The organism is Lentzea sp. NPDC058450 (assembly GCF_042721395.1).
In the GTDB taxonomy this organism is placed as follows: domain Bacteria; phylum Actinomycetota; class Actinomycetes; order Mycobacteriales; family Pseudonocardiaceae; genus Lentzea.
In genome coordinates this window covers 87,810-101,130 of sequence record NZ_JBHXLO010000010.1, presented here as the reverse complement: position 1 = coordinate 101,130, position 13,321 = coordinate 87,810, and the positions used below count along the sequence as shown (strand labels likewise).

Sequence of the window (13,321 nt, the reverse complement as noted above, 5' to 3'; positions counted from 1 at the left end):
GTGACATGCGAGCGATCATCCAGAACGAGTTCGGCGGCCCCATCACTCTCACCGACGTCCCGAAGCCTGCCCCGCTGCCGACGGAGGTGCTGGTCAGGGTGCACGCGGCGGGCGTCAACCCGGTCGACTGGAAGACCCGCGCGGGCAGCGGCATGGCGGGCGTGCAGACGTTCCCGTTCATCAACGGCTGGGACGTCTCCGGCGTGGTCGAGGAGGTCGGCTTCGGCGTCACGACCCTCAAGCCGGGCGACGAGGTCTACGGCATGCCGTGGTTCCCGCGTGCCGCGAGCGCCTACGCCGAGTACGTCACGGCCCCGTCGCGCCACTTCGCGAAGAAGCCGAAGAGCCTGACCCACGTCGAGGCGGCCGCGCTGCCGCTGGCCGCGCTCACCGCCCACCAGATCCTGATCGACACGGCTGACGTGCAGAAAGGCCAGAAGGTCCTGATCACGGCGGCAGCGGGTGGCGTCGGTCACCTGGCCGTGCAGATCGCCAAGGCCCACGGCGCGCACGTCATCGGCACCGCGCGCGAGCCCAAGCACGCGTTCCTGAAGGACCTCGGCGCCGACGAGGTCGTGGACTACACGAAGGGCGACTACGCGGGCACCGACATCGACCTGTTCGTGGACCTGGTCGGCGGTGCGTCACCGGCGCCGGTGCGGCCCGGTGGGTTGTTCGTCGGCGTGCCGTCCGGAGTGGACAGCGCGATCCGCGGCGACATCAGGACCAGCCCGATCCTGGTCGAACCCGACCGCGCGGGCCTGGAGGCGATCACGGCGCTGGTCGAGTCGGGCGAGCTCAGCGTGCACGTCGAGGCGACGTTCCCGCTGGCAGAGGCCGAAAAAGCACATGCCCTGGGCGAGACGGGTCGCACCCAGGGCAAGATCGTGCTCGAAACGCTTTAGCGGCGCCAGGGCTTCTTGCGGCGCGCGGCGTCCCACACCAGCAGGGCGATGATCGTGATGCCGGACGCGACCAGCCAGATGTTCTCGGTCTGACCGTGGTGGTTGCCGATCAGCATCAGGAAGCAGAAGATCGCGGAGAGCCAACCGGCGATGCGCGTGCCCTTGGGCAGCTGGCCGTGCCAGCCCCACTCGTGCGACGGCTCCTCGTGCGGGTCGACGGCAGGACGCTTGTCCAGTTCCGAGGACGTGGCCACGGTTTCCTCCACTGCTCATCCGGATTACGTGGTCATCGTCGCACATGTGGGCCGGCCGGGATGTGTGAGGTCGCGCGCGCACGACTGACGAGCGAGGTCGGACGGGTTTAGGCTCTGCGCGGCTCATCCGTCCGATCTCGCGAAGGCGCCCTCGACCTTGACCGGCTTCTCTCCCGCCGAGGCCTCCACCCCGGACACGTTCGCCCCCGTCGAGATCGGTCTCCACGGTGTGCGCAAGCGCTTCTCCGACCAGGTGGCGGTCGACGGCATCTCGCTGAACGTCCACGAGGGCGAGTTCTTCTCCGTCCTCGGCCCGTCCGGCTGCGGCAAGACCACGGTCCTGCGCATGATCGCCGGGTTCGTGGACCCGGACGAGGGCCGCATCGAGCTCGACGGCAACGACATGGTGGGCGTCCCTCCGTACCGGCGGGACGTCAACACCGTCTTCCAGTCGTACGCGCTGTTCCCGCACATGTCGGTGTGGGACAACGTCGCGTACGGCCTCAAGCGCAAGAAGGTCCGCGGCGACGAGCTGAAGAAGCGCGTCGGCGAGCACCTCGAACTGGTCAGGCTGTCGCAGTTCGCCAAGCGCAGGCCCACGCAGCTTTCGGGCGGTCAGCAGCAGCGCGTGGCCATCGCCCGTGCGCTCGCCGCGGGCCCGCAGTTGCTTCTGCTCGACGAACCACTGGGTGCGCTCGACGCCAAGCTCCGCAAAGAGCTGCAGATCGAGCTGATGCGCATCCAACGCGAGGTCGGCACGACCTTCCTGTACGTCACACACGATCAGGAAGAAGCGCTCGTCCTGTCGCACCGCATCGCCGTGATGAACGCGGGCAAGATCGAGCAGGTCGGCTACCCCGAGGACGTCTACGAACGGCCGGCGACGCGGTTCGTCGCCGGGTTCATCGGCACGTCCAACATCCTCGATGCCGAGGTGTCCGGTGTGGACGGTGGAATGGTCTCGCTGAAGGCGTCCGGCGCGACGAACCTGCGGGCGAAGTTCTCCGGCAGCGTCGCGCACGGCAAGAAGGTCGCCGCGACCGTGCGCCCGGAGAAGGTGCACCTGTTCAACGAGACCGCCGAACCGCCGACGGGCTGGTGCGTGCTCCAGGGTGTCGTTCAGGATGTCGTCTACACCGGCGTCTCCACGCAGTTCGTGGTCGGCACCCCTGGCGGCGTGCTCACGGCGTTCGTGCAGAACGCCCAGCGCATCGACGACGCGGGCGCGCCCGGCCAGACCGTGCGGATGGCGTGGGACCCCGAGTTCACCGTGCTGCTGGAGTCCGGCGATGGGTGAGCTGCGGATCGCCCGGCTGTGGGACGTCGACAGCCCTCGGGTGACCCGGCGCACCATGCTCGGTTCGATGGCGTTCTTCGCGCTCGCGGCCTGCGCGGTCGGCCCGGCGCCGACGAACACCGGCGGCCCGAGCGCGGGCAGGGCCGTGAACCTCACCGACGAGCCGAAGCTCAACTTCTACAACTGGACCGACTACATCGCGCCGGAGACGTTGCCGGGCTTCACCTCGATCAGCGGCATCGAGGTCACCTACGACAACTTCTCCACCAACGACGAGATGGAAGCCAAGATCGCGTCCGGCCAGGCGGGCTACGACCTGGTGGTGCCGAGCGACAACTTCCTGCGCCGGTTCCTGCGGTCCGGCCTGCTCCAGCCGCTCGATCACGACGCCATCCCGAACCTGCGCAACCTGGAGCAGCGGTTCGTCGAGGCCGAGTACGACCCCGGCAACCGCTACTCGGTCCCGTGGGCCTGGGGCACCACGGGTCTCGCGTACTCGAAGTCGCAGATCGGCGGCGAGGTGACGAGCTTCGACGCGTTCGACCTGCCGGACGCCCAGGGCCGCAGCTCGATCCTGGACGAGGCCCGCGACGGCATGGCGATCGGCCTGCTCAAGCTCGGCCACGACCCCAACACCACCGACCCGAAGCAGATCGACGACGCGGCGAACTTCTTGCTGTCGTTGAAGAAGAAGCTCGGTCAGATCACCTCGGACGTGATCGAGCCGCTGACCTCCGGCCAGGTCCGGCTCGCGCAGTCGTACTCCGGTGACGCCTTCCAGGCCGCCGACACCAACGACGACATCGGGTACGCGATCCCGTCGGAGGGCGGACTGTCCTACGTGGACCTCCTGGTCATCCCGAAGGACGCGCCGCACGCCGGCAACGCGCACCGGTTCATCGACTACATCTTGGGTGCGGAAGCGGGTGCGGCGCTGTCCAACGCCGTCCGGTACGGCAGCGCCAACGCCGCCGCGAAACCCTTGATGGACAAGGAACTGCTCAACAATCCGGTCGTCTACCCCGCCGACGACCAGCTCGCGAAGCTCCCGTTCACCAAGGACCTCGGCGGCGACGCCGAAGCGCTCTACGCGGACGCCTGGACGAAGGTCAAGACCGGCTGACCGGGAAGCTCCTCATCCCCCTGATCACGACCGAGTCCCGGTGACGGATCTCCCCGGCCTGCCGCAGTTCCGGCATCTTCCTTGCCAGCGCGCGGAACGCGACGTCACCTTCCATCCGGGCCAGCGTCGCGCCCAGGCAGTAGTGGATGCCGCTGGAGAACGCGAGGTGCTCCGGCTTGTGCACGCGCATGACGTCGAACTTGTGGGCTTCCGGGTAGACCTCGGGGTCGCGGTTCGCGGCGGCGATCAGCAGCGTGACCATCTGGTCCTCGCCGATGCCGTCGACCTGCTCGTGGGCGATCCGGCTGGTCAGCTGCACCGGCGGCGCCCACCGCAGCGTCTCCTCGACCACGGACGGCGCGAGGTCCGGGTTGGCCCGGAAGAGCCGCCACTGCGCCGGGTGGTCGAGCAACGCGCGGGTGCCGTTGCCGATCAGGTTGACCGTGGTCTCGAAGCCCGCGACCAGCAGCAACACCAGCGTGCCGAGCATCTCCTGCGGGGTCAGCCTCTGCTCGGCCTCGGCGGCGACCAGCGAGCTGATCACGTCGTCGCCGGGCGTCCTGCGGCGTTCCGCGATCAGCCGGTCGAACAGCGCGAGCACCTTGTCGTTGGCGTTGGCCATCTCCGCCGTCACACCCGAGTCGAACGAGGCCGCGACGAGCGCGCCGTAGTCCGCGAACTCGGCGGTGTCGGCGTCCGGGATGCCCAGCAGGTCGCTGATCACCGAGATCGGCAACGGCGCCGCGAAGTCGCTGATGAGGTCGAACTCGTCCTTGTCCAGCAACGAGTCCGCGACCTTCTCGACGCGCGCCCGGTACTGGTCGATCTTCTTCGGGCTGAACGCCGGCGTGGCGATCCGGCGCAACCGCGTGTGGTCCGGCGGGTCCTGCTCCAGGAACGACTCGGGCAGCAGACTCCCGTTGGCCGGGTAGCTGCCGTCGGAGAAGCGGACGCCGAACCGGCGGTCGCGCAGGATCCTGTTGGCCAGCGGATGACTCGTCGTCACCCACATCCCGCCGTCCTGCGTCAGCGGGCCGTGCGCGCGCAGCCGTTCGTAGATCGGGTGCGGGTCTTCATGTCCGGTCAGTTGCTCCAGCACTTGCTACCCCCTCGAACACCGTGGTGAGCACGAACCGGGGAGCGTCCAGCGGCGCGAGACGGCCGAAGCTGATCGCCTCCCAGGCGTTGAAGAGCCCGGCGTAGAGGGTGTGCAGGATCCACCACGCGGGCAGGTCGCGGCGCAGCTTGGTGCCCTGCAGCCGGGTGATCAGGTCGAGCACGGGCCGGTCCATCGCCTCGATGCGGGTCCGCAGCTCCGCGTCGCGTTCGAGGCCGGGGAAGCGGAGCAGGAACTCCACCCGCGGGCCGAGCGCGACCAGGCGCGTGATGAGGTCCTCGATCGCGTCGTCGCGGTCGAAGTCCACGTGGCAGGCGACCGAGTCGATCAGGTCGAGAGCGTCGTTCGCGACCGCGCGGACCAGCGCCGCACGGGTCGGGAAGCGCTTGTGGAGTGTGGTCCTGCCGACACCGGCGGCCCGCGCGACGTCGCCCAGGGACGCGGTCGGGTCCTTGAGCAGCACAGACGTGGCCGTCTGGAGCAGGTGAACACTCATGTTCACAACGGTACACGGATGTTCGCTCCAGAAACGGGTGGCAGGATGTCGATCCGTGCTCCGACGCTGGCTGAAAGCCAACGCCCTCCTCGTCCCCACCGGTGTCTGGCTGGGGTTCTTCCTGATCGCACCGCTCGTCGTGGTCGTCGAGTTCAGCTTCGCGACGCGGGACACCGGCGTCGCGCGCGCCGTGCTGCCGTGGACGATCGACGCCTACCGGACCGCGCTCGACCCGGCGTTCCTGCCGATCTTCGGACGGACCCTGCTGTACGCGGGGGCGACCACGGTGGCGTGCCTGCTGCTCGGCTTCCCGCTGGCGTGGTTCATCGCGCGGCACGGCGGGCGGTGGCGGACGGCGTTGCTCGCGGCGGTGCTGATCCCGTTCTGGTCGAGCTACCTCGCGCGCATCTACGCGTGGAAGGCGCTCCTGGACGGCGAAGGGCTCGCCAACACCGTGCTCGGCTGGGTCGGGCTGGACCGTGACGGCGGGTTCCTGCTGACGCACGGCGCGGTCGTGCTCGGCCTGACGTACGGGTTCCTGCCGTTCATGGTGCTGCCGCTGTACGTGGCGTGCGAACGGTTCGACGTGCGGCTGATGGAGGCGTCCTACGACCTCGGCCACGGGCGGACGTCGACGTTCTTCCGGGTGGTGCTGCCCGGGGTCATGAGCGGGGTGCTGGCCGGGTCGTTGCTGGTCCTGGTGCCGGCGGCGGGTGACTTCGTGACGCCGAAGCTGCTCGGCGGGGTGGAGCAGTCGACGTTCGGGTCGGTGATCGACGACCAGTTCCGCGGCGGCAACAACTGGCCGTTGGGTTCGGCGATGGCCGTGCTGCTGCTGGTGCTGGTGGTGGCCGTGCTCGTGCTGCGCGGACGCCGTGGGGAGGACGTGCTGTGAACCGTCGTCCGTGGGCGCTCGGTGCCGTGGTGGCGCTGGTGTTCCTGTTCTTGTACGCACCGATCGCGTGGCTTGCCATCGCGTCGTTCAACTCGTCGCGCTCGTTGTCGCGCATCAGCGGGTTCTCGTTGCAGTGGTATTCGGAGCTGGCGGACGACACGCGCGTGTTCGCTTCTCTGCAACTGACGCTGCAACTGGCGTTGGCGTCGGCGGCGATCTCGACGGTCATCGGCACGTTGGCGGCCTTCGGGCTGCGGCGGGCGTTCCCCGGTCGTGGGCTGTGGACGGTGCTGTTGTCGTTGCCGCTCGTGGTGCCCGAGGTCGTCATGGGTGTGGCGATGCTGGGGTTCGTCGTGAAGCTCGCCGGGATTCCGCTGGGGTTCGGGGCGTTGCTGTTCGCGCACGTGGCGTTCTCGCTGAGCTTCGTGGTCGTGGTGGTGCGGTCGCGGGTGTCCGGAATGGACGCCCGGCTGGAGGAGGCGGCGGCCGACCTCGGGGCGTCGCCGTTCGTGGCGTTCCGGACCGTGACGCTGCCGCTGGTCGCGCCCGCGGTGGCGGCGGGGGCGGCGTTCGCGTTCCTGCTGTCGTTCGACGACGTGGTGATCTCGTCGTACCTCACGGGGGTGGGGTCGACGACGTTGCCGGTGTTCGTCTACGCGCAGGCGTCGAAGCGCGGGATCTCGCCGGAGATCGTGGCGCTGTCGACGTTGATGGTCGCCGCGACGGCGCTGCTCCTGATCATCGGCGTGGTGTTCGCCTCGTGGCGCGCGAGAAGGGCCGGATCAGTCGCGAAGCTGGCTGGTTAGTCAACTTTCGTCGCGGGAATTCGATACTCCAGCGTGCCGCGCGGGCGGGTGGACCTCTCGTAGCTTTGGCGGCGTGATTACTGCTGTGCGGGCGAGGGCGGAGGCGTTCCGCGCCGACGCGCTGGCCCGGCTCCGCGGCCTGACCCCGGTGCGGCTCGTCGGCGACCTGCTCGTCATGGTCGCCGCGATCCTGCTGGACGTGTGGCCGGGACCGTGGTCCGAGACGAAGCTGTCGGGCTGGGCGCTCGCCGGGGTCTTCTCCATCTACGTCGTGCTGCTGCCCCTGCGGCACCTGTTCCCGGCGACGGCCATGATCGGCGGGGCGGCGATCCCGGTGCTCGGGCCCGCGATCATGGTCGTGCTGAGCTACACGGCCGGCCGCCGGATCGAGTCGTGGGTCAAGGCCGTGGCGTCGGCGGTGCTCACGTTCGTCGTCGTGACGCTGATGTGGGACTGGGAAGGGCAGCCGCTCGACCTCGATCCCGTCTACGGGATGCTCATCCTCATCACGATCTTCGGCGTGGGCGTGGCGCTGCCGTTCCTCGTCGGCCGCTACCTCGCGCAACGCGACGCGCTGGTGCAGGCCATGCAGGACCGCGAGGAACGGATGCGCGGCGAGCACAAGCTGCTGACGCGGCAGGTGCGTCTGCGGGAACGCAGCCGCATCGCGCAGGACATGCACGACAGCCTCGGCCACCGGCTGTCGCTGATCTCCGTGCACGCCGGGGCACTGGCGCTCGACCCGTCGCTCGGCGAGAAGCAGCGCGAGGCGATCGGCGTGCTGCGCTCGGCCGCGTTGACCGGCATGGGTGAGCTGCGGTCGATCATCGGCGTGCTGCGCGCCGAGGACGGACCCGACGACGACCCCGCCACACGCACAGCGGAGTCCATCGACTCGTTGGTGAGCGACGCGCGCAAGGCAGGCGTTCTGGTCAGTCTGGTGCGCGGCGGACAAGCACACCCGTTGCCGTCACGTGTCTCTCACGCCGCCTATCGCGTCGCACAAGAAGGCCTGACCAACGCCGCGAAGCACGCACCGGGCGCCGCTGTGCAGGTGACCGTGAAGTACGAACCGGACGCGTTGGTGGTGGAGGTGCGCAACAACCCGTCGCGCAACGGTTCCACCGCGGGCACACCGGGCGTCGGCCTTATCGGCCTCACCGAACGCGTGCGCGTGGCAGGCGGAATCCTGCACGTCGGCGCGCTGCCGTCGGGCGGCTTCCGCATCGCCGCCGTGCTGCCCTACGAGGAGACCCCGCTCCCCGACGAGCCCGAGGACGAGCAGGACGAGACCGAGTCGCCGCGCGGGTTCCGCAAGTGGGCGGGCGTCGGCTCGATCGCGGGCGCGGCGCTGGTGCTGGCCGTGATCATCGGCGGCTTCACCTACCTCGGCTCGCAGCCGGTGACGCAGGTCGTCTCGCAGGAGAACCTCGACCGCATCCAGGTGGGCCAGTCCGAGTCCGACGTGCTGAAGCTCCTGCCGTCCGGCGACGAACCCCTGGTCGCCGACGGCGAACGCAGGTCGCAGGCCTCGCCGGAGCCCGAGGGCGCCCGGTGCGTCTACCACATCACCGACGAGCAGTCGTACCTCGCGAAGGGCACCAGGGTGGTGCGTTTCTGCTTCCGAGACGGCAAGCTGGTCGAGAAGAAGATCCACGTGCAGAGGACAGGTCAATGATCCGGGTGCTCATCGCCGACGACGAGCCGTTGATGCGGGCCGGCATCAAGGCCATCCTCGGCACCGCCGACGACATCGAGCTCGTGGCGGAGGCAGGCGACGGCCGCGAGGCGCTGCAGATCGTGCGCGAGCGCCGCGTCGACGTGGCCGTGCTCGACATCCGCATGCCCCGCATGGACGGCCTCGCCTGTGCCAAGGAGCTCCGCGTCGTCGCCCCCTCGGTCCGCGTCGTCATGCTCACGACGTTCGGCGAGGACGACAACATCGTGCGGGCTCTGTCGGACGGCGCCGCGGGCTTCCTGCTGAAGGACTCCGCGCCCGAGGAACTGCTGCGGGCGGTGCGGGCGGTCAACAACGGCGAGGCGTACCTGTCGCCGATGGTCACCTCGCGCGTCGTCGGCATGGTGGCGACCTCGGGGCAGCCGAAGCGGCAGGAGGCGCAGAAGGCCGTGGAGGGGCTGACCGACCGCGAGGTCGAGGTGCTCGCGCTGCTCGGGCAGGGCATGTCCAACGCGGACATCGGCGCGAAGCTGCACATGTCGGAGGCGACGGTGAAGACCTACGTGTCGCGCCTGCTGGCCAAGCTGGGCCTGACCAACCGGGTGCAGGCGGCGCTGATGGCCAGGGACGCAGGCATCGCGAACTGAGTCAAGACAGAACAAAGGCCGTTCGGGGGACACCCGAACGGCCTCGAACGCCATGTGCGGCTAAGCGTGGCTTCGCCGTCCCGTGACCAGTCGATAGATGCCCAGCAGGATCAACGATCCGACGATGGCCAGGAGCCACGTGCGGATCTCGAAGAACGATCCGAGATCGGTCCCGAAGAGCGCGGATCCGATGAACCCGCCCAGGATCGCGCCCACGATGCCGATCAGCATCGTGATGATGATTCCGCCCGGGTCCTTGCCCGGCATGATCGCCTTGGCGATTGCTCCGGCCAGCAGGCCGAGCACGATCCATCCGAGGATGCCCACGGAGAGTCTCCTTCCAACGACTTGACGACGCTGGAATGCCCTCGAACTGGTGACTTCACACCTCCAAAACCACTCCGTTATCAAAGTAACGGGCTGTGCCGGGCTCTCAGGCACTCTCCGGAACAATGAGGGGCGATGAGTACTCCACGCACTGTCCTGATCCTCGGGTCCACCGGCTCGGTCGGGACCCAAGCGCTCGACGTCATCCGGCGCAACCGCGACCGCTTCCGGGTCGTCGGGCTCGGCGCCGGCGGGCGTCAGCTGGACCTGCTGAAAGAGCAGGCGGCCGAGTTCGACGTGCCCGTCGTGGCGGTGGCCAACGGGGCCGACGTGCCCGGTGTCAGGACGCTGACCAGCATGGTCGACCTGATCGAGGCCGCGCCCGCGGACGTGGTCCTGAACGGCATGGACGGGTCCAGGGGACTGGAGCCGTCGCTCAAGGCCCTGGAGACCGGGGCCACGCTCGCCCTCGCGAACAAGGAGTCGCTCATCGCGGGCGGGCCGCTCGTGCTGGGGGCGGCGAAGCCCGGCCAGATCGTGCCGGTCGACTCCGAGCACTCGGCGCTCGCGCAGTGCCTGCGCGGCGGCACCGAGAACGAAGTCCACAAACTGGTCCTCACCGCTTCTGGTGGCCCTTTCCGGGGCAAAACCCGCAAAGAGCTCGAAGCGGTCACGGTGCAGGAGGCGATGGCGCACCCGACGTGGTCCATGGGCCAGGTCGTCACCATCAACTCGGCGAACCTCGTCAACAAGGGCCTGGAGCTGATCGAGGCCCACCTGCTGTTCGGGGTCCCCTACGACCGGGTCGACGTCGTGGTGCACCCTCAGTCCATCATTCACTCGATGGTCACGTTCACGGACGGCTCGACGCTCGCGCAGGCGTCGCCCCCGGACATGCGGCTGCCCATCTCATTGGGGCTGGGGTGGCCCGAGCGCGTCGCGGGTGCCGCGCCCGCCTGTACCTTTGACACCGCCTCCTCGTGGACTTTCGAACCCCTGGACGACGTCACGTTCCCAGCGGTCGAGTTCGCGCGGCAGGCCGGCACCGCGGGCGGTTGCGTTCCCGCGATCTACAACGCCGTGAACGAGGAGGCACTCGCCTCCTTCGTCGCCGGCAACACGTCGTTCCTGTCGATCGTGGACACCATCGGCCAGGTTCTCGGCGAGGCGAACGAATGGCATCACGACCCCGCGGACGTCGCGGAGGTCATGGCCGCCGAGGACTGGGCACGCGCACGTGCCCGCGAGCTGGTTGGAAGGAACTGAACTTCTCGTGAACACATTCATCAACATCCTCGGGGTGCTGTTGTTCGCGTTCGGCATCGCGGTGTCCATCGCGTTGCACGAGTTCGGGCACCTGCTGACCGCGAAGGCCTTCGGCATGAAGGTCACCCGCTACTTCATCGGCTTCGGCCCGAAGCTCTTCTCGTTCCGCAAGGGCGAGACCGAGTACGGCCTGAAGGCGATCCCGGCCGGCGGCTTCTGCGAGATCACCGGCATGACGGCGCTGGACGAGGTGCACCCGGACGACCGCAAGCGCGCCTTCTACAACCAGAAGGTGTGGAAGCGCGTCGTCGTGCTGTCCGCCGGGTCGATCACGCACTTCATCCTCGGCTTCATCATCCTGCTGATCCTCGCGATGTCGCTCGGCCTGCCGAACAACAAGGACCTGCCGGTGCTGGCGGAGATCTCGCCGTGCGTCCAGGACCACACCGTCGGCCTCACCCTCGACACGCCGTGCCAGCCGGGCGCCCCGGCCCCCGCCAAGGACGCCGGTCTGCGGCCTGGTGACGAGGTCACGTCGATCGCCGGCAAGCCGATCGCGACGTGGTCGGAGATGCTCAAGGTCACCCGCGACCTGCAGGGCCCGACCGAGTTCAAGGTGCTGCGCGACGGCAAGGAGCTGGCGCTCACGGTGAACGTGCCGCAGGTCACCCGCGAGGTGCTCGACGGCAAGGGCGGCCGCGAGGTCAAGGAGGTCGGCGCCATCGGCGTCACCTGGCAGCAGAACTTCGAGTACAGCCCGCTCGCCGCGGTCCCGGCGTCCATCGCGTTCACCGGCGACATGTTCGTGAACACCTGGAAGGGCCTCATGCGCTTCCCGGAGCGCATTCCGGCCGTCGTGAAGGCCATCGGTGGCGGAGAGCGAGACCTGGACACGCCCATCTCGGTGGTGGGTGCGTCACGGCTGGGTGGTGACGCGGCCGAGCGCGGTCTGTGGGCGTTCTTCATCCTTATGCTCGCGGGGCTGAACTTCTTCGTCGGTGTGTTCAACCTCCTGCCCCTGCTGCCGCTTGACGGTGGTCACATCGCCGTCAACCTCTACGAACGGGTGCGAGACTGGTTGAGGAAGCTGCGCGGGAAGCCCGCCGGCGCGCCGGTCAACTACATGCGCCTGTTGCCGCTCACCTACGTGGTCATCTTCATCGGCGGCGCCATCACGCTGCTGACCGTGACCGCCGACATCGTCAACCCGATCAGGTTGCAATAAGTGATTTACGGAAAGGTGCACAACCCATGAGTGACGGCGTGATGCTCGGAATGCCGGCACTGCCGCCGCCGGTGCTGTCGGAACGTCGCAAGACCCGCCAGTTGATGGTGGGCAACGTCGGCGTGGGCAGCGAGTTCCCCGTCTCCGTCCAGTCGATGACGACGACGCTCACGTCGGACGTCAACGCGACGTTGCAGCAGATCGCGGAGCTCACCGCGTCCGGCTGCGACATCGTCCGCGTCGCCTGCCCCTCGCAGGACGACGCGGACGCGTTGCCGGCGATCGCCCGCAAGTCCCAGATCCCGGTGATCGCCGACATCCACTTCCAGCCGAAGTACGTCTTCGCCGCCATCGAGGCTGGTTGTGCCGCGGTCCGGGTCAACCCGGGCAACATCCGCAAGTTCGACGACCAGGTGAAGGAGATCGCGGCCGCCGCCAAGGACCACGGCACCCCGATCCGGATCGGCGTCAACGCCGGTTCGCTCGATCCGCGCCTGCTCAAGAAGTACGGCAAGGCCACGCCCGAGGCGCTGGCCGAGTCGGCGATGTGGGAGGCGTCGCTCTTCGCCGAGCACGACTTCCACGACATCAAGATCTCCGTCAAGCACAACGACCCGGTCGTCATGGTGCGCGCGTACGAGCTGCTGGCCGAGCAGTGCGACTACCCGCTGCACCTGGGCGTCACCGAGGCCGGCCCCGCCTTCCAGGGCACCATCAAGTCGGCCGTCGCGTTCGGCGCTCTGCTGCGCCAGGGCATCGGCGACACCATCCGGGTGTCGCTGTCCGCCCCGCCGGTCGAGGAGATCAAGGTCGGCCACCAGATCCTCCAGTCCCTCAACCTGCGCCCGCGCAAGCTGGAGATCGTCTCCTGCCCGTCGTGCGGCCGCGCCCAGGTCGACGTGTACACGCTCGCCGAGCAGGTCACGGCGGGTCTGGAGGGCATGGAGGTGCCGCTGCGCGTCGCCGTCATGGGCTGCGTCGTGAACGGCCCCGGCGAGGCCCGCGAGGCCGACCTGGGTGTCGCGTCCGGCAACGGCAAGGGCCAGATCTTCGTGAAGGGCAAGGTCATCAAGACCGTGCCGGAGCACGCGATCGTGGAGACGCTGATCGAGGAGGCCATGCGCCTCGCCGAGGAGATGGAACCGGTCGAGGGCGAGTCCCCGGCCGTCACGGTCGGCTGATCTTTTGAACGCTTTGAGGGCCCCATCCCACTTCGCGGGATGGGGCCCTCACCGTGTGTCTGGGCACAGGCGCACTGTTGGCTGATGTCACGAGGACGTTTCAT

The 13,321-nt window shown here is 68.6% G+C and carries 14 protein-coding genes; 10 read left to right on the top strand and 4 right to left on the bottom strand.

Annotated features, from left to right (window positions below):
• Nucleotides 1–5 precede the first annotated feature (5 nt).
• Entirely contained in the window at nt 6–905 is a 900-nt protein-coding gene (locus tag ACFWNN_RS17925; protein ID WP_382441031.1) for an NADP-dependent oxidoreductase, read from the top strand.
• Here ACFWNN_RS17925 and ACFWNN_RS17920 read toward each other — a convergent pair.
• On the bottom strand, nt 902–1,159 hold the full coding sequence (locus ACFWNN_RS17920; protein ID WP_382441030.1) for a DUF2631 domain-containing protein: 258 nt from the start codon (nt 1,157–1,159) through the stop codon (nt 902–904). The genes ACFWNN_RS17925 and ACFWNN_RS17920 overlap by 4 nt on opposite strands.
• A gap of 157 nt (nt 1,160–1,316) precedes the next feature.
• Here ACFWNN_RS17920 and ACFWNN_RS17915 point away from each other — a divergent pair, with 157 nt between their 5' ends.
• Together ACFWNN_RS17915 and ACFWNN_RS17910 are read left to right on the top strand one after the other, a co-directional pair.
• Nucleotides 1,317–2,456, top strand: a complete 1,140-nt coding sequence (locus ACFWNN_RS17915) for an ABC transporter ATP-binding protein (RefSeq protein ID WP_382441029.1) — start codon at nt 1,317–1,319, stop codon at nt 2,454–2,456.
• Nucleotides 2,449–3,579: a PotD/PotF family extracellular solute-binding protein gene (locus tag ACFWNN_RS17910; RefSeq protein WP_382441028.1), complete on the top strand. Its 1,131-nt coding sequence runs from the start codon at nt 2,449–2,451 to the stop codon at nt 3,577–3,579. The genes ACFWNN_RS17915 and ACFWNN_RS17910 overlap by 8 nt, the downstream gene beginning before the upstream one ends.
• Here the strand turns inward: ACFWNN_RS17910 and ACFWNN_RS17905 are convergent.
• Together ACFWNN_RS17905 and ACFWNN_RS17900 are read right to left on the bottom strand one after the other, a co-directional pair.
• Nucleotides 3,566–4,678 (bottom strand): cytochrome P450, encoded by a 1,113-nt coding sequence (locus tag ACFWNN_RS17905; protein WP_382441027.1) that lies wholly within the window; start codon nt 4,676–4,678, stop codon nt 3,566–3,568. The genes ACFWNN_RS17910 and ACFWNN_RS17905 overlap by 14 nt on opposite strands.
• Entirely contained in the window at nt 4,653–5,192 is a 540-nt protein-coding gene (locus ACFWNN_RS17900; protein ID WP_382441026.1) for a TetR/AcrR family transcriptional regulator, read from the bottom strand. Before ACFWNN_RS17900 ends, ACFWNN_RS17905 begins: the two co-directional genes overlap by 26 nt.
• A 55-nt stretch (nt 5,193–5,247) precedes the next feature.
• On the opposite strand from ACFWNN_RS17900, the gene ACFWNN_RS17895 reads away from it, so the two are divergent.
• From ACFWNN_RS17895 to ACFWNN_RS17880, 4 genes are all read left to right on the top strand, one after another.
• Entirely contained in the window at nt 5,248–6,087 is an 840-nt protein-coding gene (locus tag ACFWNN_RS17895) for an ABC transporter permease (RefSeq protein ID WP_382441025.1), read from the top strand.
• Nucleotides 6,084–6,893 (top strand): ABC transporter permease, encoded by an 810-nt coding sequence (locus ACFWNN_RS17890; RefSeq protein ID WP_382441024.1) that lies wholly within the window; start codon nt 6,084–6,086, stop codon nt 6,891–6,893. The genes ACFWNN_RS17895 and ACFWNN_RS17890 overlap by 4 nt, the downstream gene beginning before the upstream one ends.
• Nucleotides 6,894–6,966: 73 nt before the next feature.
• Nucleotides 6,967–8,571 (top strand): sensor histidine kinase, encoded by a 1,605-nt coding sequence (locus tag ACFWNN_RS17885; RefSeq protein ID WP_382441023.1) that lies wholly within the window; start codon nt 6,967–6,969, stop codon nt 8,569–8,571.
• A complete protein-coding gene (locus tag ACFWNN_RS17880) occupies nt 8,568–9,218 on the top strand; it encodes a response regulator transcription factor (protein ID WP_285638736.1) in 651 nt (216 codons plus the stop codon). Before ACFWNN_RS17885 ends, ACFWNN_RS17880 begins: the two co-directional genes overlap by 4 nt.
• 60 nt (nt 9,219–9,278) lie before the next feature.
• Here ACFWNN_RS17880 and ACFWNN_RS17875 read toward each other — a convergent pair whose 3' ends face one another.
• Nucleotides 9,279–9,545: a GlsB/YeaQ/YmgE family stress response membrane protein gene (locus ACFWNN_RS17875; RefSeq protein ID WP_382441022.1), complete on the bottom strand. Its 267-nt coding sequence runs from the start codon at nt 9,543–9,545 to the stop codon at nt 9,279–9,281.
• A gap of 135 nt (nt 9,546–9,680) precedes the next feature.
• Here ACFWNN_RS17875 and dxr point away from each other — a divergent pair, with 135 nt between their 5' ends.
• The 3 genes from dxr to ispG are packed head-to-tail and all read left to right on the top strand — an operon-like array spanning nt 9,681 to nt 13,217.
• The gene (gene dxr / locus ACFWNN_RS17870) at nt 9,681–10,811 is read left to right on the top strand and encodes a 1-deoxy-D-xylulose-5-phosphate reductoisomerase (protein WP_382441021.1); all 1,131 of its coding nucleotides are present in this window, start codon (nt 9,681–9,683) and stop codon (nt 10,809–10,811) included.
• A 7-nt stretch (nt 10,812–10,818) separates the two neighbouring features.
• Nucleotides 10,819–12,036: a M50 family metallopeptidase gene (locus ACFWNN_RS17865; RefSeq protein ID WP_382441020.1), complete on the top strand. Its 1,218-nt coding sequence runs from the start codon at nt 10,819–10,821 to the stop codon at nt 12,034–12,036.
• A 50-nt stretch (nt 12,037–12,086) separates the two neighbouring features.
• A complete protein-coding gene (gene ispG / locus ACFWNN_RS17860) occupies nt 12,087–13,217 on the top strand; it encodes a flavodoxin-dependent (E)-4-hydroxy-3-methylbut-2-enyl-diphosphate synthase (RefSeq protein ID WP_382441152.1) in 1,131 nt (376 codons plus the stop codon).
• Nucleotides 13,218–13,321 lie beyond the last annotated feature (104 nt).